Origin of the sequence: Corynebacterium liangguodongii, assembly GCF_003070865.1 — a bacterium.
GTDB lineage: Bacteria > Actinomycetota > Actinomycetes > Mycobacteriales > Mycobacteriaceae > Corynebacterium > Corynebacterium liangguodongii.
In genome coordinates, this window is the sequence record NZ_CP026948.1 from 1,963,942 (window position 1) to 1,988,405 (window position 24,464).

Sequence of the window (24,464 nt, forward strand, 5' to 3'; positions counted from 1 at the left end):
CAATGCTACGAAGTTTCAGGCTTGACCATCGGGAACAGCACGGTCTCGCGGATGCCCAGGCCGGTGAGCGCCATGAGCAGGCGGTCCACGCCCATGCCGGTGCCGGCGGTGGGCGGCATGCCCTGCTCCATCGCGGCGAGGAAGTCCTCGTCCAACACCATCGCCTCGTCGTCACCGTGGGCCGCCAGGCGCGCCTGGTCGACGAAGCGCTCGCGCTGGATCACCGGGTCCACCAGCTCGGAGTAGCCGGTGGCCAGCTCGAAGCCGCGCACGTAGAGGTCCCACTTCTCGGTCACGCCGGGTTGATCGCGGTGGTCGCGGGTCAGCGGCGAGGTCTCGACGGGGAAGTTAGTCACAAACGTCGGCTCGTAGAGCTGATCGGAGCACAGCTCCTCCCAGATCTCCTCGACGAGCTTGCCGTGCAACCAGCCCGCATTGGCGGGCACCTTCAGCCCGATGGCCTCGGCGATCGCGGTGAGCTCCTCGACGCTGGAATCAATGGTCACCTCGGGCTGGCCGGGGAACTTCCGGGCGAGCGCCTCGTTGAGGGAGGGGTACATCTCCAGGACCTTCCATTCGCCGGAGAAGTCGTAGACTGTGCCGTCGGCGAGCGTGACCTTCTGCGAGCCGAAGACCTCTTCGGCGCAGAACTGCACGAGGCCCTTCATCATTTTCGCGCCGTCGGCGTAGGTGCCCCACGCCTGGTAGGTCTCCAGCATGGTGAACTCCGGCGAGTGCGAGGAGTCCACGCCCTCGTTGCGGAAGTTGCGGTTGATCTCGAAGACGCGCTCGATGCCGCCGACGACACAGCGCTTGAGGTAGAGCTCAGGAGCGATGCGCAGGTAGAGGTCGATGTCGAGGGCGTTGGAGTGGGTGACAAACGGCCGCGCCGCGGCACCGCCGTGCAGGGTCTGCAGCATCGGGGTCTCCACCTCGACGAAGTCCAGGCCGGTTAAGTACTTGCGCACCGCGGCGATGACCTTGATGCGCGTCATCGCGTTCTCGCGCGCCGCGGACCGCATGATCAGGTCCGTGTAGCGGTGGCGAACGCGCTGCTCCTCGTTCATCTCGGCGAACGCGACAGGCAGCGGGCGCAGCGCCTTCGCCGCCATCTGCCAGGCGCTCGCGAGCACGGAGAGCTCTCCGCGTCTCGACGCAATAACCCTGCCCGTCACCGAGACAATATCGCCTAGGTCAACATCGTCCTTCCAGCTCGCCAGGGCCTCGGCGCCGACCTCCGCGAGCGAGAGCATGACCTGGAGCTGGGTGCCGTCGCCCTCCTGCAGGCTGGCAAAGCACAACTTTCCGGTGTCGCGCTTGAACATGATGCGCCCGGCGACCGAGACGACGTCTGGCGTCTCCTCGCCGATGGCCAGGACGCGCGCGCCGGTGGGGGCGTTATCGCCCTCGACGACGTAGGCGGCGCGCAGGTCCTTCAGCGAGGTCGTGCGCGGCACGCTGACCGGGTAGGCGCCCCGGCCGTCGTCGATAAGCTTCTGGCGCTTCGCGCGGCGGAACTGCTGCTGCTCGGAGAGGTCCTGCGTGTTCGGGCTCTGGGTAGTCACGGTGAACTAGGGTAGTCGGTCGCTGGTCGGGGCGTGCACTGAGTCGGCGCGAGCGCACAAGCGGACATCCAAAGGCATACATCAGGAAGCAGATAGTTCGCCATCCCGCTGTGGTGCGATCATTTCCGACGGCGATCTGTCTGCCTTTGGGTGTATGACTTTGCGCTGTGTCAGCGCTGGGTCAGCACCGGGGCGCCAGCTTCCGCGCCGCCTACCCCTCGAGGTTTTTAAACCCCACGCCGAGCGGCAGCCCTACGTTGTCTACCAGGCGCACGCCGCCGAGGGTGATGGCGGCGAGGAGTCGGGCGTCGCCACGCGAAGGCGCTTCTTCGAAACCCAGGGAGCGCAGCTCGAGGTAGTCCGGTTCCACCCCCGCAGCCGCGAGCACGCCCCGCGCGGTGGCGAGCACCTCGGCCGCGCCGCGCTCGGCGACGTACGAGCCCGCCGTGAGCGCCGCCGACAGGGCGAGCGCGGCCTCGCGGTTGCCCACCCGCTCGTTGCGCAGCGAGAGCGCCAGCCCGTCCGCCGCGCGCACGGTGGGCACGCTGTGCAGCTTCACCTCCATGCGCAGCGCCGTCACCGCCCGCTGGACGGCGACGAGCAGCTCAAAGTCCTTCTCCCCGAGCACGAGATCGGTGGCGTGCGTCGCCCCCACCGCCGCCAGCACCGCACCCACTCCTGAGGCAATTTCGTCCGGGTCCTCCAGGTGGTCCAGCCCGCATGACACGCGGGCCCCACCGAGATCGCCGTGGAAGACCACGTCGACCTTCTCCGCGGCGAAGACCTCCGGGACCTCCTCGCCCGCGTAGGTCACCATCACCACGGCGCCGAGCAGCGAGCGCGCCGCCCGGATCAGCTCGACGTGGCCGGCGTGGATCCCGGTCCCCAGCGGCACGACGACCACGGGCTTTCCCACCTTCCGAAACGCGCGGCCGTATGTGGCCAGCTGAGCGGGGTCCGACACGACGACTGCCCGGCCCGGTTCAAATGCCATCTCGCAATCCTTTCTCCGTCAGCGACATCGCCCACAGCTCCACCTCGGCGTCCCCGAGTCTCTGCGCGTTGCGACGCTCCAGATCCGCCAGCAACCGCGCCACGCCCGGCTGGTCCACCGCGCGGTACAACCTCTCAAGGTAGCCGGGATCGGCGTGGGAGAGCTCGGGCGGGTCCGCCTCCGCGTAGGCGCCGGCGAAGGCGTCGGCATCAGGCAGCGCCGAGCGCAGCAGCTCGAAGGAGTCCCGCCGCACGGCGCGCTCGAGCGCCGCGAGCCGCAGCGCCGCCGCGATCACCGGGCGCGCGGCCTCGGCCACCGGGTGGCTCACCCCGCCGATCTCCGCGATGAGCAGGCCGATCACGCTCTCCCCGAGCTCGTCGGCGGCGTCGGTGACCCAATGGTTGCCAAAGATGTTGTGGGCGGCCATGACGATGGCGCCGCGGGTCTCCGCGGCGTCGAGAAGCTGCGCGCCCGAGGCAAGCGCGGTGTGGATAAACATCTGGCGAGGCGCGACGAAGGGGGCAAGCGTATCGACGCCCCCGCTCACCCACCCGCAATCATCACGGTCGAGCAGGACGAGCTCGGCGGCAGCGATGTCTTCGGGCGTGGTGACGGGAAAGGTATCGTGGCCGGCGCTGCCCAGCAGCCTCGCCAGCTCCCCGCCTCCCCCGACCACGGCAACCCTGAGCCGGGGCGGCATCTACTCCGCGTCCCTCTTGCTGCGCGCGAGGAGCTCGGCGACGGTCAACGAGCTGCGGCCGTGCTCGTCGCGGCGGCGGCGCCCGCCGTGGGGCGCGGGCTCCGGCCGGTCCGCGGGCTCCGGCTGGGGCGTAGGCTCCGACTGCTCCGGGGCGGCAGGCTTGTCCGCCTGGCGCTCGCTGATGAGCTGGGACAAGGGGTTATGCGCGTTGTCGAGGCGCACCCGCGCGGAGGCTTCCCGGCCGCGCTGCGAGCCGACGCGCCCCGAGATCGCCTCGGCGCTCGGCGCCCCGGCCGGGCGGCCCCGCCCCTCCGGAGTTGCCTCTCGCTGGGGTTCAGTGGGGTTGACCTTCTTAATCTCGGCGGTATCCGCGCTCGACGGGCCCGGGGCGGAAGCGGTCTTTTCGGCAGCGAGCTCAGCGGGCTCTACCGGCTCAGCGGGCTCCGCCGGCTCTTCAGGCTCAGCAGGCTCATCCCACGCCAGGCGGGTGGAGCCGGCCGCCTGCTCGAGCTCGGCGATGCGGCGGGCCTCGGCGCGCAGGGCCGCAGGCTCGTAGCCGAACTCCCGGCCCGAGAGCTCCTCGAGCTGGGCGCGCAGCGCGGCGAGCTCTTCCTGGATCTCGCGCAGCACGGTGATGTCGGCGCCGGGGGTGGCGTCGATACGCGCGCGCGTCGAGGCCGCCTCCCCGCGCGCGTTGGCGGCGTCGAGCTCAGCGGCGAATCGCTCGGAGCGAGCCTGGAGCTCGCGCCGGGCCGTCTCACCGTCCCGGCGCGCCCGCGCCACCGCGATGATCCCGGCCGCCCCGGCCCACAGCGCGAGCACGAGGGAGACCTTCAAAGCGGTGGCCGAGTTCGTAAACAGCATGACCACCGTGCCCACGATCGCAAGGATAAACGGCACGACGATCCACAACGTTGCGCTGTCTCGAGACGGCTTCTCGGCATTCATGCCCAACACCTTAGCGGGCCGCTTCCCCCTCCGTGGGTGGCGACACCTCGCAGGAGCGCTCAAGGACCACCCCGGCTACCGCCAGGGCGGCTCCCCCGAAAAGCCCGGAGAGGGTGCCGGGCAGGTCCGCCTCCGCGGCCGCGAGCTCCCCTGCCTGCGGGGCGATGTAGACGGCCACCCCCGCAAACGCCCCGCCGCACACCGCGCCCACCCAGGCGCAGGCCTTGCCCAGCAGCATGAAGTTCGCCGCCATCATGGGGTTGAGCTGGGAGCGATCGAGTCCGATCTTGCCTTCGTGACGACGCCTCCTCACCATGTACGCCGCGTAAAAGCACAGCGCCGCGACAACCCACAGCGGCATGGAGACCAGCGCGCCGTCGATATCCACGGCCCCGTAGAAGCGGCGGCACAAGATCAGCCCGGCCGCGGCCATGAACCCGGCCGCCGCGACTAGCCCCGGAATTGGGGTCTCGCTCATAGCCGCCTCACCCCCTGGTCGCCGAGCCCCGCGGCGATCTCGCGCACGCTCACGCCCCCGAGCCTCGCGCCCGGGTCGACTTCGAGCCAGGGCACGAGGACGAACGCCCGCAGGTGCGCCCGCGGGTGCGGGACGGTGAGCTCGCCGGAGTCGCACTCTACGCCCTCGATGTCGACGATATCGACGTCGAGCGTGCGCGGCCCCCAGCGCTTCGCGCGCACCCTCCTCGCCGCCTGCTCGAGACCCTGGCAGCGTCGCAGCAGCTCGCCCGGGCTCTCATCGACATCGACGATGAGCACCTGGTTGAGGAAGTCATCCTGCTCGACCCCGCCCCACGGCGCGGTGGTGTAGAGATCGGAGGCCGCCACCAGCTCGCCCGAGAACTCCTCGACCACGCTGCGCAGGTGGGCGCGGGAGTCCTCCATGTTGGATCCGGTGGAGAGTACAGCGCGCATCGCCTATCCCCGCGTGGTCTTCCGGGAGCGCCGGGCGGTCACCGCGATGTCGTCGAAGACCAGGGGCACCGGGGCGTGCGGCTTGTGCACGGTGACCTCCACGGCGTGCAGCTGCGGGTAGCGCGCCAGCGCCTGCTCCGCGATGCCGCTGGCCACTGTCTCGACGAGCTGGCGCGGCGTCTCGGTTGCGATGTCGTGGGCGAGCTGCGCGAGCTCGGCGTAGTTGACGGTGAGCTCGAGGTCATCTCCCGCCGCCGCGGCGGCGAAGTCGAGCCAGCACACGATGTCGATAGAAAACGCCTGGCCGTACTCGGTCTCGTGGGCGAGCACGCCGTGGTGTGCGTAGACCTTCAGGCCGGTGATTGCGATGCGGTCAGCCACGGCTCCCACCCCTCGCTGCGTTCCACGCCGCGGCGACGTCGACGGCGTCGCGGGAGGCCGTGACCTCGTGGACGCGGACACACCACGCGCCCATCTGGGCGGCGATCGCCGTCACCGCCGCGGTGGCGGGGTCGGCCTCGAGCGGGGCGCTGGCTAGCCCCCGGGCCGCCCTGATGGCGGTGAGGAAGCGCTTGCGCGAGGCACCGACAAGCACGGGGTAGTCCCCCGCGATGAACTCAGGCAGGTCGGCGAGCAGCCGCCAGTTCTCCTCGGCGGTCTTGGCAAACCCCAGCCCTGGGTCGACGACGATCTGGCTCTCCGCCACCCCGGCATCGACGGCGCCTGCGATGCAGCGCTCGAGCAGCGCCCGGACATCCCCCGCGACGTCGCCGCCGTGGTCGGCCGCCCCCGCAGCGCTGCCGAAGACGTCGGTACGCCAGTGCATGAGGCACACCGCGAGCCCGCTGTCGGCCATGACCCGATACATCTCCGGATCCGCCAGGCCAGCGGAGACGTCGTTGATGAGGTCGACCCCGGCCTCCACCGCGGCCGCCGCCGTGGAGGCGCGCATCGTGTCCACGGAGGTGCGGATCCCCTCGGCGGCAAGCGCCTCGATGACCGGGGCGACGCGGGCGGCCTCGATGTCGGCGGGCACCCTAGTGGCCCCGGGCCGCGTCGACTCCGCCCCAACGTCGATGATGTCGGCGCCCTGGGCGACGAGCTCGCGGGCGTGTCCCAGCGCCGCATCGATATCGAGCCAGCGCCCGCCGTCGGAAAACGAGTCCTCGGTGACGTTGAGGATGCCCATGACGAGGGTGCGCCCGGGGACGGTGAGCTCTTCGACGCTAGCCACGTACCTACCTCCTCATCAGGCTCAAGACCTCGGCGCGGGAGGCCGGGTTGTGCTGGAACCCGCCGCGCACCGCCGATGTGGTCGTCACAGCCCCCGGCTTGCGGATACCGCGCATGGCCATGCACAGGTGCTCGCACTCGAGCACGACGATCACGGCCTGCGCCGCGAGCTTGGTCACCAGCGCGTCGGCAATCTGGGAGGTCAGCCGCTCCTGCACCTGGGGGCGCTTGGCGTAGAGGTCCGCCAACCGCGCCAGCTTGGACAGGCCGGTGACCTTCCCCTCGGGGCCGGGGATGTAGCCGATGTGCGCGGTGCCGTAAAACGGCACGAGGTGGTGTTCACAGGTGGAGTAGATCGGGATGTCGCGCACGAGCACGAGCTCCTGGTGGTTTTCCGCGAACGTCTTCTCCAGCACATCGGTCGGCTCCGTGTGCAGGCCGGCGAAGACCTCTTCGTAGGCACGCGCCACGCGAGCCGGGGTCTCCACGAGCCCCTCGCGGTCCGGGTCTTCGCCGACGGCGATGAGCAGCTCGCGCACGGCGGCTTCGGCGCGGGCGCGGTCGAATTTAGCGCTCATTCTCGCCCACCCGCGGGATCTCCGTGGTCTCGTCATCGCTCGGCTTGGCGACGTCCGCAGCGCCGCCCTTCGGAGACTCCTCCTCGCCGCCGCCCGGCGCGCCCGCCGGCTCCGAGGGCGCGGCGTGCCGCCCGCTGGGCTCAAAGGACCCGCCTAGCGGGCGCTCGTTATCCGGCAGGCGGAACCCGATGAGCTCCTCGCCCTGCTCCGCTGCGTGCTCCTTGGCCGGCTCTTTGGCCGGCGGCGCGTAGTTGCGCATGCCGGGGTGTTCCGGGGCACTTTCCTCCTGGCGGGGTTGGTGCAGGTGGGAGCCGGTGAAGGTCCACCCCTGCGGGGGTTCGGGGCCGTCGTAGCGCGGCGTGGCGGGCGTATTCTGCGGCCCCTTCGGGGCCTGCCCGCCCGGGCGCCACCGGGTCGAGCCGGAAGAATCGCCCCGCGCCTGAGCCTCCTGGCGCTTCGCGCGCTCGGCCATGCGGCGCTCGCGCGCCGTGCGCGACATCTCCAACAGCGAAACCTTCTTCGGCGGCTCCTCCCCGCGCTCCTCGGCCAGCTCGGCCGGGGTCTTCACCGGTTCGCGGCCGACCTGGGCGACGAAGCGCTCATCCACCACGGGCAGGCCCGATTCGCGCGGCTCAATGCCGTCGAAGATCGCCTCCAAGTCCGGGCGGCGCAGCGTCTCCTTCTCCAGCAGCTTCTCGGCCAGCCGATCGAGGTAGTCGCGGTTCTCGGCGAGGATGGAGTAGGCGCGCTGGTGGGCGACGTCGATAAGCTCGTGCACCTCCCGATCAATGGTCTCTGCCACCGCTGGCGAGTAGTCGAGCTGGTTGCCGCCGCCGTACATGGAGAAAGGATCGCCCTGCTCGGTGCCGTATTTCACCGCGCCGAGCACGCTCGACATGCCGTACTCGGTGACCATGGAGCGGGCAATCTTGGTCGCCTGCTCGATGTCCGAGCTTGCGCCCGTGGTCGGCTCGCCGAAGACGAGCTCCTCGGCGGCGCGCCCGCCCATAGCGAAGACGAGGCGGGCGAAGAGCTCGTCGCGGTTGTACATGCCCTTGTCGTCTTCCTGCGCCGTCATGGCGTGCCCGCCGGTGCGCCCGCGGGCGAGGATGGTGACCTTGTAGACGCGCTCGATGTCCTTGAGCGCCCACGCGCTGAGCGTGTGCCCGCCCTCGTGGTAGGCGGTGACCTTCTTCTCCTTCTCGGAGATGATCTTCGAGCTGCGGCGCGGTCCCCCGATGACGCGGTCGGTGGCCTCCTCCAGCGCGTCGGCGGTAATGACGTTTCCGCCGATGCGCGCGGTGAGAAGCGCGGCCTCGTTGAGCACATTGGCCAGATCCGCGCCGCTCATGCCGGCGGTACGCTTGGCCAAAGAGTCCAGGTCGGCGTCGGGGCCGAGCGGCTTGTCCTTGGCGTGGACCTTGAGAATCTGCTGGCGGCCCGCCAAGTCCGGGTTGGTCACAGGGATCTGGCGATCGAAGCGGCCCGGGCGCAAAAGCGCTGGGTCGAGGATATCGGGGCGGTTGGTCGCCGCGATGAGGATGATGCCCTCGCGCGGGCCGAAGCCGTCCATCTCCACGAGGAGCTGGTTGAGCGTCTGCTCCCGCTCGTCGTGGCCGCCGCCGGTGCCGGAGCCGCGCTGGCGGCCCACGGCGTCGATCTCGTCGACGAAGATGATGCACGGGGAGTTCTCGCGGGCCTGCTTGAACAGGTCGCGCACGCGCGAGGCGCCGACGCCGACGAACATCTCCACGAAGTCCGAGCCCGAGATGGAATAAAACGGCACCCCCGCCTCGCCGGCGACCGCGCGGGCGAGCAGGGTCTTACCTGTGCCGGGAGGGCCGTAGAGCAGCACGCCGCGCGGGATCTTCGCCCCGAGCTTTTCGTAGATGCCGGGGTCTTGGAGGAAGTCAACGACCTCCTGCAGCTCGTCGACGGCCTCGTCGGCGCCGGCGACGTCCGCGAACGTGTTCGTCGGGTTGTCCTTGGTCAGCTGCTTCGCGCGCGAGCCGCCGATACCGAACATCCCGCCCCCGGCCTGCATGCGGTACATGAGGAATGACAGCAGGCCGAAGATGAGGAGCATCGGCAGCATCATGCCGAGCATGGAAAGCAGGAACGAGTCTCGCGTGACGTTCGTTTCGTAGCTATCGGCCCCGGATTCGCGCACCGCGTCGAACACCGCCGGGGCGGTGCGCGCCGGGTACTGGGCCATGACGGACTCGACGCCCTCGCGCTCCTTGACCGTGATCGGCTCGCGCAGATCGATGCGCACGCGCTGCTCGCGGTCGTCGATCTGCACTTCCTTCGCGTTGCCGTCAGCCAGCTGCGTCAGCGCGACGGAGGTTTCTACCTGCTGGTAGCTGCGGGTATCGTCCCCGATGAGGGAGAACAGGTAGAGGACGATCAAGGCGGTGGCGCCGAAAATGCCCCACCGCAACACTTTGTTGTTATCCATGAAGCCTTTAGGGTTTTTAGATGTCGGCCGAATCGTCGACGCTCACTTCGGAATAGACCTTCGGGTGCAGCGTGCCCACGTACGGCAGGTCGCGGTACCGTTCTGCGTAGTCTAGCCCGTAGCCCACAACAAACTCATTCGGGATGTCGAAGCCGATGTCGAGCAGGTCAACCTTCGCCGTCTGCACCTCCGGCTTCCGCAGCAGAGTGACCACGTTGAGCGACGCCGGTCCGCGCCCTTTTAGGTTCTTCATCAGCCACGACAGGGTGAGCCCGGAGTCGATGATGTCCTCGACGATAAGGACGTCGCGCCCAGAGATGTCCTTATCCAGGTCCTTCAAGATGCGCACGACGCCCGAGCTGCTTGTCGACGACCCATACGACGACACCGCCATAAACTCCAACTGGCTCGGAATGCTCAAGCACCGGGCGAAATCCGTGAGGAAAAACACCGCCCCCTTGAGCACGCAGACCAAGATGAGCTCCTGCTCTGCGTCCCGGTACTTTTCCGAAACCATGTCCGCGAGCTCTTGGACGCGCTCAGCCAGCTCAGCCTCGGAGATGAGGATCGCCTCAACGTCGTCTCCGTAGCGGTTGGCCGGGACGTTGTAGTCCTTCTTGTCATGCAGCTCGCTCATGGTCTCACATCATGCCACCCCAGCGAGACATCGGACAACCCCGGACCAGGCCGAGCGGGCCGGTGCCCCTTTGCGACCCGCCGGTTGTGCCCGCGTCGCGACGGCTGGGCTTCGATGTGACCCTACGGTTCCGAAACGTCACATACAACGAATTTCCAGCAGCGTTTCCCAGGTGGCCACAGTCTCACAGGGCTTCAATGTGACCCTACGGTTCCGAAACGTCACATACAACAAATTTCGAGCAGCGTTTCCCCAGGTGGTCACAGTCACGTAGGGCTTGAATGTGACATCTCGGCAGGCCAGCCCGGTGAGATGTCACACCGAACGAAAACCGGCCCACAAAACACCGCCCGAAACCGCAACGTCCGGCCCACAAAACACCCCCCGAAGCCCCGATCACTTCCGCAAGATCTCCAGCACCCCGCCGACCCGTCGCACTGCCACTCCCCCGCTCAGTGCGACGGGGCCCTGCCCGCGCCAATGGGTAATCAGGCGTTCGACGGCCAAGAGCTGCGCCCCTCCGATTCCGACTCCCTCGGACTGCAGCCAGGCCAGCAGCCTGCGGCGACGCACCGGGGCGGGCTCAGTGGCGAGGGCCGCGCACGATGGGGTCGCCGAGGTGTCTACGAGGGTTTCGATAAGTTCGCGGTCCTCGGCGATGCGGTTCGCGGTGGCTGCCAGGGCGGGGACGACGTCGCCGCCGACGAGCGAGGACAGTAGCGGGATGACGTCGCGACGCATGGCGACGCGTCGATAAGCGGGGTCCGAATTCATAGGGTCGTCCCACGGGGTGATCCCGAGCTCGGCGCATGCCCCCACGGTGTCGGCCCGGCGCAGCCCGAGGAACGGGCGGGTCACGCGGCCCCGCGCAGACATCCCCGACGGGTTTCCGCGCAGGGCGCCTAGCAGCAGGGTTTCGGCTTGGTCGTCGGCGGTGTGGGCGACCCAGACCTCGCGGCCGAAGGAGAGCAGCGCCTCGTAGCGGGCCTCGCGGGCGGCGGCCTCGATGTTGCCGGGCCGAAGCGCTACCTCCACGACGGTCGCCGGCACCCCGAGTTCGCGGGCCTGCGCGGCGGCTTTCGAGGCGACCGCGGAGGAGCCGGGCTGCAGGCCGTGGTCGATGACAACGGCGTGGGCGTCCTTGCCCTCGGCGGCGGCAGCGGCGACCAGCGCGAGGGAGTCGGGGCCGCCGGAGAGACCGATGGTAGCTGGGCCGTCGAAGGGGCGGACGGCGCGTCGACACGCGAGGAAGTGCGGGCTATGGCGCGGCCAGAAGGGCTGCATCAGTAGTCCCGCAGCACGGAGGCGAGCACGTCAAGGGCGCGGCGCGCGGGCAGGACATCGGAGCCGTTGGAGAGCAGCGCGAAGGTGTAGACGTTGCCGACGCGGCTGGTCACGGTACCGACGAGCGCCGAGGTTCCGTCGAGGGTGCCGGTCTTTGCGCGCACCCAGCCGCGGCCGGGCAGATCACCGTAGCGCTCCGCGAGAGTGCCGTCCCCGCCGGCGACGGGCAGCGCATCAATCAGAGCGGCGAGCTCGCTGCCCTGCACCGCGGAGAGCACGACGGCGTTGAGCAGCGCCGGGGTGATGCGGTTGAGGGTGGAAAGGCCAGAACTATCGGCCAGCGTCACCCCGGAGGTGTCAAAGCCCCTCCCGGCGAGCACGTCGAGGGTGGCCTGCGGTGCCGTCCCGCCGCGGTGGGCGGCGATCTCCCGGCCGATCGCCTCGGCCATGACGTTGTCGGATTCCTTCATCATCGTGCGCAGCCGGGCCACCAGGTCGGGCGATTCGACGCTCGCGATGACAGGCGCCGCCGGGTCGGCCGCCCCGTAGCCGACCGTGGTCGCGCCCACCCGGTCGGCCACCGCCTGCGCGACGTCGAGCGCAGGGGTGTGGGAGCGCGGCACGTCGCCGGTTTCCTCGGCGAGCCCGCGCCCGGCGTTGAGCATCGCCGGTTCGAGCGGGGCGACGAAGCCGCCGTCGATGTCGACGGGGTCCCAGCCCGGCAGCATGGTCTCGTCCGGCCAGGCGCTGGTGTCGATCATGACGCTGTCGGCGTGACCGATGCCGGCGGCGAGGGCGTCGATACGCTGGGTGCCCATCCACACGTCGCCCGCGGCTTTGATGACCACCTCACCGGGCCGCGAGCCTGCGACGACGGTCGTGGTGATGGTGTCGGCGGCGCCAAGCTCGGCGATCGCGGCGGCTGCGGTGAGGATCTTCGTGCTCGAGGCGGGCGTGAGCGGGGAATCCGGCGAGGCCTCGAAGACCACCTCGCCCGAGATGTCGCTCACCCGCGCGTGGAACGTTGCGAGCGCAGGGTCAGCGGCGGCCTGCGCGAGTGCCGCGCGGAGCGCCTGCTTATCGACACCCTCCCCCACCGCCGGTTCCAACACCGGCGCCGCCTGCTCCATCGCGTACCCCGGCGCGACACTGAGCTGGGAGAGCTCGCGCTGCGCGGCGACGCCGAAGGCCGCCACCGACCCCACGGCGGCGAGCGCGGCGACGCCAGTTACCCACGTCCAAGCTTTCATCGGCTGTTACCTTAGCCCACGTATGATGGGCGAGGTCTCATCCATCTACGAATAAGGAGTACCCATGTCCATCGAGGTCATCATCGAAATCCCCAAGGGCTCGCGCAACAAGTACGAGGTCGACCACGAAACCGGCCGCGTCTTCCTCGACCGCTACCTGTTCACCGCGATGGGCTACCCCGCCGACTACGGCTACATCGATCACACGCTTGCCGACGACGGCGACCCCCTCGACGCCCTCGTCATCACCCAGGAGCCTGTCTTCCCCGGCGTGACCATCAAGGCCCGCCCCGTCGGCGTGTTCAAGATGACCGACGAAGCCGGCGGCGACGACAAGCTCCTCTGCGTAGTTGACGACGTCCGCTACGACGCCGTCCAGGACATCAACGACGTCAACCAGTTTGTCAAGGACGAGATCGAGCACTTCTTCACCCACTACAAGGACCTCGAGCCGAACAAGGAGGTCACCGGCTCCGGCTGGGGCGACCGTGCCGAGGCCGAGCAGATCCTCCAGGCCGCCCTGGAGCAGTACAAGAAGTAACGCCCTATCCCCCGGTGGCTGCCGCCCACCGGGGGATTTTTGTTGCTCTCTTGTGCAGCTCACCGCCTCCACCGAGCCGGGTTGTGGCTATCGGTTTTCGGCTGGCGGGTGGTTTTTGGGGGGGGCGGGTTTTGGGGGTGCTTTTGCCCAGGTGGTCACAGTCACGCAGGGCTTGAATGTGACATCTCGGCAGGCCAGCCCGAGTGAGATGTCACACTGAACGGAATCCGGGGCACAAAACCCCAGGTGGTCACACCGAACAACCCCGAAACGGTGACATCTCAGCCACCTGGCCGATGTTTAGACCAGGAACCGGCGCCCGTAGGCGAATACTGCAGCCCCGACCGCGGAGGCCAGGACCAGTGCAAACAGCCCACGGGTGATGGCGTTGCTCCCAGTCTCGGCCGCCATGCCTCGCTGCACCGCAGCGACGGGCTCACCCGAGACAGGTGCAACATCCGCGGCAGGAACGGGCTCAGCAGAAGCAGAAGCCGAACCAGAACCAGCAGCCGGAGCGGAACCAGCAGCCGGAGCAGGACCAGAGGTCGGGGTCGCGGCGTACTCGACGGCCTGGCCGCCGGCGCGGGCGGCTTCGAGGGCTTGGCGTGCGACTTCGGCGCCGTGCTCGGCAAGCAGCGTCTGGGAGTCGCCGATCTCCTCGGGTGTCGGGGCCTCGGTCACCCGCGCGACGTCGGTGACGTAGGTTTTGCCGTCGGCGTTGAGGTAGTAGGTCTGCTCGGCCACGGTGAGCACCGGTGGCAGGGCGATGAGCCCGGCGGCGACGGGTTGGTCGGAGTTCGGGTCGACGTGTTCGGGCCCGAAGACCTCTTCGTTTTTCACCTCGGTGGCCGGGGTGTCTACGGGCGCGCCCGCGTTCGAGGGCGCGATGGCTTCGCCTGTGCCGATGAGACCGGCGACAGCGGCGCGGGTGACGTCGATGGCCTTGTCGCGCTCTTCGGCGGGCAGGAGGTTGAAGGCGGTGTCGGCAAGCTCCCTGTCGGCAAGGTAATGGGTGCCTTCCGCGTTGAGGAAGTATTCCTTGCCGTGGGCGTCTGTGGCGGCTGCCGGGTATTCCTGTGCCCATGCGGTGGGCGCGGCGCTGAGCGCCAGCGCGCCGGCGAGGGCGGCTGCGGCGAGGGTGGTGCGATTGCGCTTCATGGGATCACTCCAGGGGGGTTAAGTCTCAACATCAACTTGAACGTTACCTCAACCCTACCACCATTCACACGCGTTTCAGCGCAACTCCACGCCGTCGAACTGCCATCCCACGACGGCGTTGCGGACGGCGTCGCCAAGCGGCGGCTGAATGCAGCTAATCGTGAGCAGGCGCCCGGGCGTGGCACCCACACCCCACACCGCCGGGTCCTCCGAGAGCGCAGCCTTCGACGGGTCGTGCAGGTCGGTGGCGCGGTAGCGCAGCCATTTCTCCCCGGAGGACTCCGTGCGCAGGTAGAGGACGTCGCCGATGGAGACTCGGTGGGTGTTGGCTGAGGCATCGTAAAGCTTGTCAAACACCGCCCCCAACCCAGCGTGACCAGCGATGACAACAACATCCCCCGCGTGTGTCCCGGGGAGCTGGTAGGGCCGATCCGGCGCCGTGTATGCGCACGCCTGGCCCAGCGTCGCCGGGTTGATCGCCCCGTTTTTCACGCGGCAATCCGCCGGCTCGAACTGCGCGCGTATGCCTATCGACGCCACCTCGAGCTCCACCGGGCGCGACTGCACGACGACCTCCGGTGCCTGGGAGGGTACCGCAGGCGCGGCCGCGGGCGGGGGCTGGGCGGACCGCGCGCACACCCCCGCCACCGCAAAGATGACGAGGCCCAGCAACACAAGCGCCGCAACGCGCCGGCGCACGTAGTATTTTCGCGGCAGGCGCCGGGGCTGGACGGTCACGGCGTATACGCTATCTGATCCGTACACTGGCGGCCATGAAAACAGTCACGGTCACCGACGTTCCCTCGGGCGCGCAGCTTATCGACGTCCGAGAGCCCGACGAATTCACCGAGGTCCGCGCCACCGGCGCCGTGAACCTGCCGCTGAGCGAGTTCGCCTCCCTCACCGGCCGCATCGATCCGGACAAGGATATCTACCTCATCTGCCGCTCCGGTGGGCGCTCCGCGCAGGCCGCGGAATATCTCGAGCAGTCCCTCGGGTGGGACGGCGTCATCAACGTCGACGGCGGCACGACCGCGTGGGTGGAGGCCGATCTACCTCATGAACGCGGGGAGTAATTGACATCCCCTACCTTTTTGCCTGTCAAGCGCATACGTTTATGCTGGACACATGGCAGGAACTGAACTCCCCGGAGCGCTGATGAAATCCCCCTCGTTCCAGATCGAGCGGGTGCGGCGCCACACCAAGGACCAGGTTGAGCGCGCTTTGGGCAAGCAGGGCACGACGATGCGAGAATTCTGGATCCTCACCTGCGTCTGCGAGCACGCCTGCTCCCAGACGCAGCTCGCTGAGCTGCTCGTGATCGACGCCTCCGACATGGTCCGCCTCATCGATTCGCTTGAGCGCCACGAGTGGGTCACCCGCGACCGCGACCCGCAGGATCGCCGCCGCCAGATCGTCACCCCCACGAAGAAGGGGATCAAGGCCCAGGCGCAGCTCGCCGAGGCCGTCGCCGCCGCCGAAGACCGCGCCCTCGACATGTCGACGACGAAGCAACTCAAGAGCCTGAAGAAGCTCTCCCAGGCAATCTTGCAGGAGGACGAGGCAGGAAAGGCCAGCTAGGCACGACCCCGATGCCCATTCGTTGGCTCGTACCCATTATTATAATAATCCATGACTGACAAGCTCCTGCGTTCCCACTTGGCTCCTGCCCCGCGCACGCTTATCACGATCCTGCAAGACACCGCCGCCGCCTACCCGGAGGCCGCGGCGATCGATGACGGCGAGGTCATCACCTACACCGAACTGATCTCTCAGGTCCGTAACCTTGCCGCCGAGCTGCACCGCCACGGGATGCGCCGCGGGATGCGCATCGGCGTGCGCATGACCTCGGGGCGCCGCGACCTCTACCTCGCCATCCTGGCCACTCTGTGGGCGGGCTGCGCCTATGTCCCGGTCGACGCCGACGACCCCGACGAGCGCGCCGAGCTCGTCTTCGGCGAGGCGGGTATCGACGGCCTGTTTACCGACGACGGCTTCCGCCCACTCACGCCGGCCGGCCACGGCGACACCGACGAGCCCGCCCCGGGGGACGACTGCTGGATCATCTTCACCTCCGGATCCACCGGCACGCCGAAGGGCGTGGCGGTCACGCACCGATCCGCGGCCGCGTTCGTCGACGCAGAGGCCCGCCTCTTCTGCCGCGATCAGCCGCTCGGCCCCGATGACCGCGTGCTGGCGGGGCTTTCGGTGGCCTTCGATGCCTCCTGCGAGGAGATGTGGTTGGCGTGGCGCCACGGCGCCTGCCTGGTGCCGGCCCCGCGCTCGCTCGTGCGCTCCGGCCAAGACTTAGGCCCGTGGCTCATCCGCCGCGACATCACAGTCGTCTCCACGGTGCCCACGCTCGCCGGGCTGTGGCCTGCGGAGGCGCTCGATAACGTCCGCCTCCTCATCGTCGGCGGCGAGGCGTGCTCCCAGGAGCTCGTCGACCGCCTGGCCACCGCCGAGCGCGAGATGTGGAACACCTACGGGCCCACAGAGGCAACCGTCGTGGCGTCGGCAGCGAAGCTCGAGCGCGGCAGGCCTGTGACGATCGGCTGGCCGCTCGACGGGTGGGACCTTCGCGTGGAGGGCACCGAGCTCGTCATCGGCGGCGTCGGGCTCGCGCGCTACCTCGACCCGGCCAAGGACGCGGAGAAGTACGCCCCGCTGGATACCTGGGAGCGCGCCTACCGCACGGGCGATAACGTGCAGGTCACCGAGGACGGCCTGGCGTTTATCGGGCGCGCGGACGACCAGGTGAAAATCGGCGGGCGGCGCATCGAGCTCGGCGAGGTCGAGGCGAACGTCGCCGCGCTGCCGGGCGTGTACAACTCGGCCGTCGCGGTGAAAACGACCGGGGCGGGCGACAAGGTGCTCGTCGGCTACGTCTCGCCCGACGAGGGCGCGTCCTTAAACACCGCCGAGCTGCGCTCCCGCCTCGCCGAGCTCATGCCCGCCGCCCTCGTCCCGCGCCTATACGTCATGGAGGAGCTGCCTGTGCGCACCTCCGGCAAGGTAGACAAGGCCGCGCTTCCGTGGCCGCTGCCGTCGACGGCGGAGATGGGCGCGATGAGCGAGACCGAGGCGTGGCTGGCCGAGGTGTGGCACGAGGTCCTCGGCGTTCCCGCGGAGTCGCGCGACGCCGACTTCTTCGAGCTCGGCGGCTCTTCGCTGGCGGCAGCGACGCTCGTGGCGCGGCTGCGGGAGCGCTACCCCACGATCGCGGTGCGCGACCTCTACGACCACCCGCGCCTCGCCGCGCTGGCGGATTTCGCGGATTCGCTCGGCTCCCATGCCCCCGTTGAGCCACGCACGGTCCGCCCGGTCGGGGCGGGCACCCGCGCGGCGCAAACGCTGATCCAGATCCCGGTGATGACGCTGCGCGCGGCGACGTACGTGACCTGGTGGGCGATCATCGCCACCGCGCTGGGCTGGCTGGAGCTGGACTGGCGCGTACTCGCGGCGTTGTTCCTCGCGCTGTGCACCCCGCTAGGCCGCCTGCCCATCGGCGCGTTCGGCGCCCGGCTCATCCGCGGGCGCATCGCCCCGGGCGACTACCCGCGCGGCGGGCGGGTCCACCTGCGGCTGTGGGCGGCGCAGCGCTGGCTCGAGGCCTCGGGGGCGCTTAACATCTCCGGCTCGACGTTCGTCCCCTACCTCGCGCGGATGCTCGGGGCGCAGGTCGGCCGCGGCGTTGACCTACACTCAATTCCCCCGGTAACGGGCCTGCTCACGCTCGGCGACAACTCCGCCGTCGAGCCCGAGGTAGACCTTACCGGCTATTGGCTCGACGGCGACGTGCTGCGGGTGAGCACGATCGACGTGGGGAGGGACGCCCGCGTGGGGGCCCGCTCCACGCTCATGCCCGGCGCCGAGATCCACGCCGGGGCGCACATTGAGCCGGGTTCAACGCTCACCGGCGGCAAGCCTGTGAAGAAGGGGGCGCGCTGGGCCGGCTCCCCCGCCCGCAAGGTCGGCCGCTCTAAGCAGCGCTTCCCCGACTCACACCCGCCGCGGCGCACCCGCTGGGCGTGGGTATACGGCGCGACCGCGCTGGCGCTGGCCGCCGTGCCTGCCGCCTCCGCGCTGGCGGGCGCGGCGGTGGTGTTCGCGCTCGTCGCCGCCACCGCCGGCAACCCGTACGTCGGCGCGCTGCTCTTCGCCCCGCTCGGCGCGCTCGTCGCGCTGGCGACCTACCTCGCGCTGACCTGGGCGGGCGTGCGCGCCTGCTCGTGGGGGCTGCGCCCGGGGGTGGGGCCCGTGCGCTCCGCGCAGGGCTGGCGGTTGTGGACGATCACCCGCCTGCTTGACGACGCCCGCACGCGCGCCTTCCCCCTCTACGCCGGCGCCCTGACCCCGACGTGGCTGCGCGCGCTCGGCGCGCGCGTCGGCCGCGACGTCGAGGCCTCCACGGCGGTGATGATTCCAAAGCTCACCACCATCAAAGACGGCGCCTTTCTTGCCGACGACACCCTCATCGGCACCTACGAACTGGGGCACGGCTGGATGCGCACCGGGGAGACCACGATTGGCAAACGCTCCTTCGTGGGCAACTCCGGCATCGCGGAGCCCGGCCGCAAGCTGGCGAAAAACTCGCTGGTGGCGGTGCTCTCCTCCACGCCGAAGAAGTCGAAGGCAGGGACGAACTGGTGGGGCTCTCCGCCGGAGCGGATGCGCCGCGTCGAGGTCTTGGCGGATGGCGGGGAGGCGTTGACCTATAGGCCGTCGGCACGCGTGAAGCGCAAGCGCGCGGTGATCGAGACCATGCGACTGCTCGCGCCGATGGCGAGCGGGGTGCTTGCCGCCGGCTACGTCGGGCTCATCCACTACGCCCTCGCCCGCCTCGGGTGGTGGGGATACGCCCTCGGCGGGCTTGCCTTCATGGCGCTCGGCGCGATCGCCGTCGCCGTCGCCGCGGTGGCGAAGTGGACCTGCGTGGGCCGCCACACCCCCGGCGACCACCCGCTCTACAGCTGGTTTGTCTGGCTCGGCGAGCTACAAGACCAGTTCATCGAGGTCGTCGCCGCCCCGTGGTTTTTCACCCACGCCGCCGGCACAGCAGAGATGAACATTGCGCTGCGGCTACTCGGCGCACGCATTGGGCGCGGCGCGTGGATCGATTCCTACTGGTTCCCGGAGACCGACCTGTGCGCCGTCGGCGCGGGCGCGACCGTGGGGCCGGGCACGGTGGTGCAAACGCACCTGTTCCAAGACCGCGTGATGTCGCTGGATACCGTGACTATTGAGCCCGGCGCGACGCTCGGGCCCCACTCGGTGGCGCTGCCGGCCTCCACGATCGGCCCGGGCGCGACGGTGGGCCCGGGCTCGCTGGTCATGCGTGGCGACGCCGTCCCCGCCGACTCCACCTGGCAGGGCAACCCCATCGAGCCCTCCCCGCCGGGTTCAGCTTGACGACCGTCGCCTAACGCAACCCTGCTGTAACGGTTCTGGGACGCAACATGATAAATGTTGTGTACACCCATTGAGCTTTCGAAAGGTTCCCCATGAATTCCGTCAAAAAGACCCTGCTCGCCTCCGCACTCGCTGCCGCCGTCGCCGTCTCCGGCACCGCCGCCGCGTCCGCCGAAGAGTCCTCGACCGATCTGAAGACCTCGAGCACCTCCGATTCCGCCCAGGACTCCAGCAACACCGACGGCTCCAGCTCGAAGGTCGACGATACCGTCAACGGCACCGTCATCCCGCTGGCGAGCTCCCTCATCGACGCCTCCAGCCGCCAGGCCGATGATGTGCTGCGAGGCGCTGAGGTTGCCGAGCGCATTGCCGAGGAGCCGGGCGCCGCCCCCAACGGCTCCTCCGCACGCCAGCTGGCGGCCCTTTCCGCGGTCAGCGGCTCTTCGGTGGACACCGCCTACATCGGCACCCAGATCGGCTGGAGCCTCCTGTGGGCCGGCATCATTGCCGCGGTCCTCGGCGGCGCCTACAACCTCGCCGTCCAGGCGGGGCTGCTTCCGGCGGCACGCTAGGAGCCAGCCCCCGCACCTATAAGCTCTATTCGGCCCCGTTATCGGGGCCGTTTGTGTCTCGTCATCGATGTATAAGTCGCCGGCCCCGATCTTTCGTTGTTCCGGGTCCACCCAGGTTGTCGCGTCGAACCCCAACGAGGAAATCCTGCAGCAGGCCTTTGTTCCACTCGATACCCCGGCGAGATCTAAGAGGAAAACCATCGGGGTAATGCGGCTGGGAATCCTTCGATGTGACATCTCACCCAGGCCAGCTGCCGAGATGTCACACCGAAGCCCAGCGCCGTGCAGTTGGAGACTTTTCGCAGTGCAGGCGCAACCGGGCTATGCGTCCGCGGAGTCTAGCCGCGCCCGCGCCGCCCGACGGCGCTTCACAGCCCGCCACGCAACCAGCAGGGAGACGATGACCACGAGCGCCACCACCGCGATCATCCACCACGACCACGCCCATCCCGACACCTCCGGCTCCGGCACACTGGGGTCAAGCGGCACGCGCTCGGCGTGCACCAACAGCCGGTCGGTATTCAGCCCGTAGGGGGTGCAGGTGATCAGCGTGATCTTGTCCTTGCCCGGCTCGTAGGTCACTCGGTCGTAGGCCTCGGGCTTGACCACCTCGCGCCCCGTCATCTGGTAGCGCAGGCGCTGGCCCATGACGTCGATGTAGATGTCGTCGCCTTCTTTGAGCATGGGAAGCTGGTCGAACATGGCGGCGTTAACCATGCCGGTATGCGCGGAGATCACGGCGTTGGTCCCCTCTCCCCCGACGGGCAGGGTGGAGCCGTACATGTGGCCGGCACCGTCGTAGAGCACCTTCGGCGCGGTGGTGTGGAAGACGGGGAGGTCGACGTTGATGGCGGGGATGCGGATGCGCGCGATGGTGGAGAAGTTCTCGGGCAGCACCAGCTGCGACATGTAGTAGTCAAAGCCGTCGTCGCCCTCGACCGGCGGGCGCGCGTGCGGCCCGGTGGCGAGGAGCCAGTCGTTGTACTCGTGGGCGAGGCGCAGCTGATCGGCCTTTTCGATGTCGCTGAGTGATTCAACAGCGTCCGAGTAGACCTCGTTCTGCCGGATCAGCGTGTAGTGGTTCGCCAACGTGGACACCACGGGGTAGAGCAGCAGGAGCGCACCCAGCACAAGCACGACGAGGGAGGCTGCGTTGCCGCTTTTCCGCCTCGCGGCCCGCTTATCGACGCCTACGCTCACGCCCCGGCCCCACCACGCCCGCGCCGGCGCAGGACGAGACCCGCGGCAATGAGCACAAGTGCCAGCATGGTGATGCCGAGCACTCCCGCGCCGGTCGATGCGAGCCCGGAACGGGAGCCCCCTTGTGTCCCGCCCTGCTCGGAGCCTTGGGCGCCTTCGCCTGGTCCAGCGGCCTGGGGCTGGGCCCCAGGCCCACCATCGCCGCCACCGGGCTGCCCGGCGCCGCCGTGGGAGCTGGACCCGCCGGCGCCATTGCTGCCGGGACCGGAGCTGCCCGGGCCGTTGTTTCCTGGCCCGTCGGTGCCGCCCGAACCGGAATCGTCGGAACCCGGCAGGAAGCAGGCCTTGCGGGTGACCACGTTGACGTGGCTGGTCTTTTCCACGTCGACGGGGGTGCGCACGGCGTCCATCCCGTCGGTGCGCAGGTGCGCTGTCGTCTCCAGCGTGCCAAGCACCTCGCCGCGGCCCGGGGTGCCCCAGGGGCCGGACGTGTTCGCCTTGGTGGGGACCCGAATTTCGATGTGTGCGAGGGGGTCGGCCCTGCGGGCGTCGGCAAGCTGCGCTCGCGCCTGCTCCGTTAAGGTAAACGTCGCCGACTTGGTGCCGTCGAGCGCGACGGTGTAGCCGGGGCCATCCGCAAGCTCGGTGGTCTTTCCGCCCGCGACGAGCGAAATCGTCGGCTTGGCCAGCTTGACCACGGTCTCCTCTCCGCGCGGCTGCAGCCAGGGCAGCCGTAGCAGCATCTTTGCGGCCGCGGCCCGGACGATCACCGGGGAGTCCTCCCACTGGATGGTGTGCCCAGTGGAGAAATCCAAGGTGATCTCGTAGACCCCCACGCCGCCGTCGACGCTGGGATTGGGGATAGTGAAAGAATAATCGTATTCGACATAGGTGCCCGGCGCGGCCGCGTTGAGCCAGCGCGGGGTGTTGCATGCAGTGAGCGCCTGGGCACTCACGCCCAGCACCTGCGCCTTGGGAGCGAAGGTGCGGGTCATGGCCCCCGGGGCGAGCACGACAACCGCGGGCGCGTAAGACACGCGTGCGTCCCGCGTCTGCGGGTTATCGGCCACCTCGAGGAGGTAGACGCCCGGCTCGAGGCCGGTGAGAGTGGCCACACCGTCTTTGGTTGCCGCGCGGGCAACCTCGTCAAGCGTGGTTCCCGAGCGCAGCAGCGCCGGGACATCGAGCGCGCCAAGCTGCTCCTGGCCCGCTGCGGTGGAGGGGTCGATCCCATCGATGCGGCTGAGCACGACGTCTCGGTCGCCGATGAGCTCGAACCACTCCTGCCCCACCGAGTCGACGAGGCTGACATCTACCGTTCCGGCGGCCTGCGCTATTGCGGCAGGCCCGACGGCGGGCAGCGCCACCGGGGTCGCCGCCGCAGTCAGTGCAGCTGCGACCGCCAGAGGCAGCCACCTTCCTCGTCGACTCATGGGTTCATCCTTCCTTGCAGTAGTGTGCTCGGCCTATGCGTTGTTGCGGCGGAGCTGGTAGGCGGCACCGCCGGCGAAGAGCACGAGGCCGATCGCGAGCATGGCCAGCATCGTGGTGGTACCGGTTGCGGGCAGCTTGCCGAAGATGTTGTCCTTGACGTTGTTCACCGTGGCGGTGTAGATCGGTCGGCTGTCCGCGTCACCGGGGGTGGTGAGGTTGAGCGGAGTCGGATCCGGTTTGAGCAGGTAGCCGGCCGGGGCCTGGGTCTCCACGGCGCAGTATTGCTTCTCCGGGTCGAACTGGAGGGCGTAGCCGTTAGCAACGGCAGCGGCATCTGCGGAGCCACCGGCGGTGGTGATCGTCGTGCCGGCGGTAGCGGTGCCCTCGGCGTTCGCGCCCGTCAGCGGTGCCGCATTCTCGGCGATCTGGTAGCTGGAACCCTGAGCGGTGCACTCGTAGATCTCAAAGACTGCGCCGGCACCGGTGGTGCCCTCGTCGACGTTGACACCGTTAACCGTCTTGCTCACGGCGACATCGGAGTACTGGGTGGTCACGGCGTCGTCGGTACCGTCGTTGGGGGTGGACGGGGTGGTGTCCAGCGGTGTGGTCGCGTTCGGGATGAACACCTGGGCGGTGTTGGAGAACTGGCCGTTGGCCGGAATCTGGGTGACGGTGGCGTTGAACTTCACCGAGACGGTCAGCCCCGGGTTGGTGGCGCGCCATTCGGCCAGCTTCGCGCGGCCGGCGTCGGTGAAGTCAACGGTCAGCTTCGGTGCCGTCCAGTCGACGGTGTAGTCGGTGCCGGCCTCCAGGGTCTCACCGCCGGCGCCGCCGGTCACGGTCACCTGGGCACCCTCGGTCTGGTTGTAGGTCAGGCCCTGCTGCAGCGTGTCCTCGATGCGGAATTGGGTGATGGTGCGGGTGTCGTCCTGCAGCACATCACCGGCGGGAACCGGAGCGTTGACGGTGTAGACGATGTCCTGGCCAACGGTGACGTTGGTATCCACCGCGGACTTGGTCGGCTCAAGCAGCTGGTTCTTCGGGGAGATAGTCGGGTTGTAGTTGACCACGCCATCCTCGATCAGCGGCAAAGTGACCAGGAACGGGGCTGCGACGGTGTAGTTGCCGTTTTGGATTTCGGTCACGCGGTAGAGGCCGACGGTCACGTCGGGGAAGACGGCCTTGCCGTCAGCGCCCGTGGCAACGGTGAATGCCTCACCGGTTACGTTAGCGGCAGCGGCGCCGGCGGCGGTGATGTCGGAGGCCTCCTGCCAGCCGGCAGCGGTGTTGAGCTGGTTGGTCATCGCAACGCGCTCGACCTTGAACGAGGTGCCCTGGAGCGGCGTAGTGGTGCCGCCAGCCTCGCCGAGGCGCTTGTCGATGGTCAGGGAGGCATCGGCGTTGATGTCGACACCCTGGGTGTTCTGCGCAACTGCGAACGGGGCGTTGGGGGAAAACGCGAGCGGGGAGGCCGCCGCGATGGTGGCCGCTGCGGCGATCGCCAGGGCCTTGGAAGAGATTCGGGACATGGTGGGCTTTCCTTTCGAGGAAGATCTGTGAAGTTAGG

The 24,464-nt window shown here is 68.9% G+C and carries 23 protein-coding genes; 5 read left to right on the forward strand and 18 right to left on the reverse strand.

From position 1 onward, the window contains the following. Window positions 1–5 precede the first annotated feature (5 nt). From lysS to dacB, 13 genes are all read right to left on the reverse strand, one after another. Window positions 6–1,565: a lysine--tRNA ligase gene (gene lysS, locus C3E79_RS09385; RefSeq protein WP_108404665.1), complete on the reverse strand. Its 1,560-nt coding sequence runs from the start codon at window positions 1,563–1,565 to the stop codon at window positions 6–8. Between the two features lie 211 nt (window positions 1,566–1,776). Continuing rightward, window positions 1,777–2,559 (reverse strand): pantoate--beta-alanine ligase, encoded by a 783-nt coding sequence (locus C3E79_RS09390; RefSeq protein WP_108404666.1) that lies wholly within the window; start codon window positions 2,557–2,559, stop codon window positions 1,777–1,779. Beyond that, complete coding sequence (locus tag C3E79_RS09395) at window positions 2,549–3,259, reverse strand: 6PGD fold domain-containing protein (protein WP_108404667.1); 711 nt, start codon at window positions 3,257–3,259, stop codon at window positions 2,549–2,551. Before C3E79_RS09395 ends, C3E79_RS09390 begins: the two co-directional genes overlap by 11 nt. Beyond that, window positions 3,260–4,207: a DUF6779 domain-containing protein gene (locus C3E79_RS09400; RefSeq protein WP_108404668.1), complete on the reverse strand. Its 948-nt coding sequence runs from the start codon at window positions 4,205–4,207 to the stop codon at window positions 3,260–3,262. 10 nt (window positions 4,208–4,217) lie between these two features. Next, window positions 4,218–4,685: a DUF3180 domain-containing protein gene (locus tag C3E79_RS09405; RefSeq protein WP_108404669.1), complete on the reverse strand. Its 468-nt coding sequence runs from the start codon at window positions 4,683–4,685 to the stop codon at window positions 4,218–4,220. Further along, window positions 4,682–5,140, reverse strand: a complete 459-nt coding sequence (gene folK, locus C3E79_RS09410; protein ID WP_108404670.1) for a 2-amino-4-hydroxy-6-hydroxymethyldihydropteridine diphosphokinase — start codon at window positions 5,138–5,140, stop codon at window positions 4,682–4,684. Before folK ends, C3E79_RS09405 begins: the two co-directional genes overlap by 4 nt. Before the next feature lie 3 nt (window positions 5,141–5,143). Continuing rightward, window positions 5,144–5,521: a dihydroneopterin aldolase gene (gene folB / locus C3E79_RS09415; RefSeq protein ID WP_108405151.1), complete on the reverse strand. Its 378-nt coding sequence runs from the start codon at window positions 5,519–5,521 to the stop codon at window positions 5,144–5,146. Beyond that, complete coding sequence (gene folP / locus C3E79_RS09420) at window positions 5,514–6,329, reverse strand: dihydropteroate synthase (protein WP_108405152.1); 816 nt, start codon at window positions 6,327–6,329, stop codon at window positions 5,514–5,516. The genes folB and folP overlap by 8 nt, the downstream gene beginning before the upstream one ends. Window positions 6,330–6,378: 49 nt before the next feature. Next, window positions 6,379–6,951 (reverse strand): GTP cyclohydrolase I FolE, encoded by a 573-nt coding sequence (gene folE, locus C3E79_RS09425; RefSeq protein ID WP_108404671.1) that lies wholly within the window; start codon window positions 6,949–6,951, stop codon window positions 6,379–6,381. Next, complete coding sequence (ftsH, locus tag C3E79_RS09430) at window positions 6,941–9,409, reverse strand: ATP-dependent zinc metalloprotease FtsH (protein ID WP_108404672.1); 2,469 nt, start codon at window positions 9,407–9,409, stop codon at window positions 6,941–6,943. Before ftsH ends, folE begins: the two co-directional genes overlap by 11 nt. Window positions 9,410–9,425: 16 nt before the next feature. After that, window positions 9,426–10,037 carry a hypoxanthine phosphoribosyltransferase gene (gene hpt / locus C3E79_RS09435; protein WP_108405153.1) on the reverse strand — a complete coding sequence of 204 codons (612 nt, stop codon included), beginning with the start codon at window positions 10,035–10,037 and terminating at the stop codon, window positions 9,426–9,428. A 405-nt stretch (window positions 10,038–10,442) separates the two neighbouring features. Continuing rightward, window positions 10,443–11,330, reverse strand: coding sequence for a tRNA lysidine(34) synthetase TilS (gene tilS, locus C3E79_RS09440; protein ID WP_108404673.1), 888 nt, complete (start codon window positions 11,328–11,330; stop codon window positions 10,443–10,445). Continuing rightward, window positions 11,330–12,580, reverse strand: a complete 1,251-nt coding sequence (gene dacB / locus C3E79_RS09445; RefSeq protein ID WP_108404674.1) for a D-alanyl-D-alanine carboxypeptidase/D-alanyl-D-alanine endopeptidase — start codon at window positions 12,578–12,580, stop codon at window positions 11,330–11,332. The genes tilS and dacB overlap by 1 nt, the downstream gene beginning before the upstream one ends. Window positions 12,581–12,644: 64 nt before the next feature. Between dacB and C3E79_RS09450 the strand changes: the two genes are divergently transcribed. Beyond that, window positions 12,645–13,121: an inorganic diphosphatase gene (locus C3E79_RS09450; RefSeq protein ID WP_108404675.1), complete on the forward strand. Its 477-nt coding sequence runs from the start codon at window positions 12,645–12,647 to the stop codon at window positions 13,119–13,121. 300 nt (window positions 13,122–13,421) lie between these two features. Here the strand turns inward: C3E79_RS09450 and C3E79_RS09455 are convergent, their stop codons facing one another. Together C3E79_RS09455 and C3E79_RS09460 are read right to left on the reverse strand one after the other, a co-directional pair. Continuing rightward, a complete protein-coding gene (locus C3E79_RS09455) occupies window positions 13,422–14,279 on the reverse strand; it encodes a hypothetical protein (RefSeq protein WP_108404676.1) in 858 nt (285 codons plus the stop codon). Window positions 14,280–14,354: 75 nt separating this feature from the next. Beyond that, complete coding sequence (locus C3E79_RS09460) at window positions 14,355–15,017, reverse strand: sortase family protein (protein WP_235840619.1); 663 nt, start codon at window positions 15,015–15,017, stop codon at window positions 14,355–14,357. Between the two features lie 35 nt (window positions 15,018–15,052). Between C3E79_RS09460 and C3E79_RS09465 the strand changes: the two genes are divergently transcribed. The 4 genes from C3E79_RS09465 to C3E79_RS09480 all read left to right on the forward strand — a co-directional run bounded on the left by C3E79_RS09465 (window position 15,053) and on the right by C3E79_RS09480 (window position 20,263). Next, window positions 15,053–15,355 (forward strand): rhodanese-like domain-containing protein, encoded by a 303-nt coding sequence (locus C3E79_RS09465; RefSeq protein WP_108404678.1) that lies wholly within the window; start codon window positions 15,053–15,055, stop codon window positions 15,353–15,355. 52 nt (window positions 15,356–15,407) lie between these two features. Next, window positions 15,408–15,860: a MarR family winged helix-turn-helix transcriptional regulator gene (locus tag C3E79_RS09470; RefSeq protein WP_108404679.1), complete on the forward strand. Its 453-nt coding sequence runs from the start codon at window positions 15,408–15,410 to the stop codon at window positions 15,858–15,860. A 51-nt stretch (window positions 15,861–15,911) separates the two neighbouring features. Then, entirely contained in the window at window positions 15,912–19,691 is a 3,780-nt protein-coding gene (locus C3E79_RS09475) for a Pls/PosA family non-ribosomal peptide synthetase (RefSeq protein WP_108404680.1), read from the forward strand. Window positions 19,692–19,783: 92 nt separating this feature from the next. After that, entirely contained in the window at window positions 19,784–20,263 is a 480-nt protein-coding gene (locus C3E79_RS09480; RefSeq protein ID WP_108404681.1) for a hypothetical protein, read from the forward strand. Window positions 20,264–20,584: 321 nt separating this feature from the next. Here C3E79_RS09480 and C3E79_RS09485 read toward each other — a convergent pair whose 3' ends face one another. From C3E79_RS09485 to C3E79_RS09495, 3 genes are read right to left on the reverse strand one after another with little or no spacing between them, the layout of a single operon-like run. After that, window positions 20,585–21,463 (reverse strand): class C sortase, encoded by an 879-nt coding sequence (locus tag C3E79_RS09485; RefSeq protein WP_108404682.1) that lies wholly within the window; start codon window positions 21,461–21,463, stop codon window positions 20,585–20,587. Then, window positions 21,460–22,896: a hypothetical protein gene (locus C3E79_RS09490; RefSeq protein WP_146183384.1), complete on the reverse strand. Its 1,437-nt coding sequence runs from the start codon at window positions 22,894–22,896 to the stop codon at window positions 21,460–21,462. The genes C3E79_RS09485 and C3E79_RS09490 overlap by 4 nt, the downstream gene beginning before the upstream one ends. Window positions 22,897–22,929: 33 nt before the next feature. Next, window positions 22,930–24,426 carry a SpaH/EbpB family LPXTG-anchored major pilin gene (locus C3E79_RS09495; RefSeq protein ID WP_108405154.1) on the reverse strand — a complete coding sequence of 499 codons (1,497 nt, stop codon included), beginning with the start codon at window positions 24,424–24,426 and terminating at the stop codon, window positions 22,930–22,932. Window positions 24,427–24,464 lie beyond the last annotated feature (38 nt).

Bases quoted from the DNA above. Each gene is read 5' to 3' on its own strand.
- C3E79_RS09390 (WP_108404666.1), bottom strand. From the start codon at position 2,559: ATGGCATTTGAACCGGGCCGGGCAGTCGTCGTGTCGGACCCCGCTCAG.
- C3E79_RS09395 (WP_108404667.1), bottom strand. From the start codon at position 3,259: ATGCCGCCCCGGCTCAGGGTTGCCGTGGTCGGGGGAGGCGGGGAGCTG.
- C3E79_RS09400 (WP_108404668.1), bottom strand. From the start codon at position 4,207: ATGAATGCCGAGAAGCCGTCTCGAGACAGCGCAACGTTGTGGATCGTC.
- C3E79_RS09405 (WP_108404669.1), bottom strand. From the start codon at position 4,685: ATGAGCGAGACCCCAATTCCGGGGCTAGTCGCGGCGGCCGGGTTCATG.
- folK (WP_108404670.1), bottom strand. From the start codon at position 5,140: ATGCGCGCTGTACTCTCCACCGGATCCAACATGGAGGACTCCCGCGCC.
- folP (WP_108405152.1), bottom strand. From the start codon at position 6,329: ATGGGCATCCTCAACGTCACCGAGGACTCGTTTTCCGACGGCGGGCGC.
- folE (WP_108404671.1), bottom strand. From the start codon at position 6,951: ATGAGCGCTAAATTCGACCGCGCCCGCGCCGAAGCCGCCGTGCGCGAG.
- ftsH (WP_108404672.1), bottom strand. From the start codon at position 9,409: ATGGATAACAACAAAGTGTTGCGGTGGGGCATTTTCGGCGCCACCGCC.
- tilS (WP_108404673.1), bottom strand. From the start codon at position 11,330: ATGCAGCCCTTCTGGCCGCGCCATAGCCCGCACTTCCTCGCGTGTCGA.
- dacB (WP_108404674.1), bottom strand. From the start codon at position 12,580: ATGAAAGCTTGGACGTGGGTAACTGGCGTCGCCGCGCTCGCCGCCGTG.
- C3E79_RS09450 (WP_108404675.1), top strand. From the start codon at position 12,645: ATGTCCATCGAGGTCATCATCGAAATCCCCAAGGGCTCGCGCAACAAG.
- C3E79_RS09455 (WP_108404676.1), bottom strand. From the start codon at position 14,279: ATGAAGCGCAATCGCACCACCCTCGCCGCAGCCGCCCTCGCCGGCGCG.
- C3E79_RS09465 (WP_108404678.1), top strand. From the start codon at position 15,053: ATGAAAACAGTCACGGTCACCGACGTTCCCTCGGGCGCGCAGCTTATC.
- C3E79_RS09470 (WP_108404679.1), top strand. From the start codon at position 15,408: ATGGCAGGAACTGAACTCCCCGGAGCGCTGATGAAATCCCCCTCGTTC.
- C3E79_RS09475 (WP_108404680.1), top strand. From the start codon at position 15,912: ATGACTGACAAGCTCCTGCGTTCCCACTTGGCTCCTGCCCCGCGCACG.
- C3E79_RS09480 (WP_108404681.1), top strand. From the start codon at position 19,784: ATGAATTCCGTCAAAAAGACCCTGCTCGCCTCCGCACTCGCTGCCGCC.
- C3E79_RS09490 (WP_146183384.1), bottom strand. From the start codon at position 22,896: ATGAGTCGACGAGGAAGGTGGCTGCCTCTGGCGGTCGCAGCTGCACTG.
- C3E79_RS09495 (WP_108405154.1), bottom strand. From the start codon at position 24,426: ATGTCCCGAATCTCTTCCAAGGCCCTGGCGATCGCCGCAGCGGCCACC.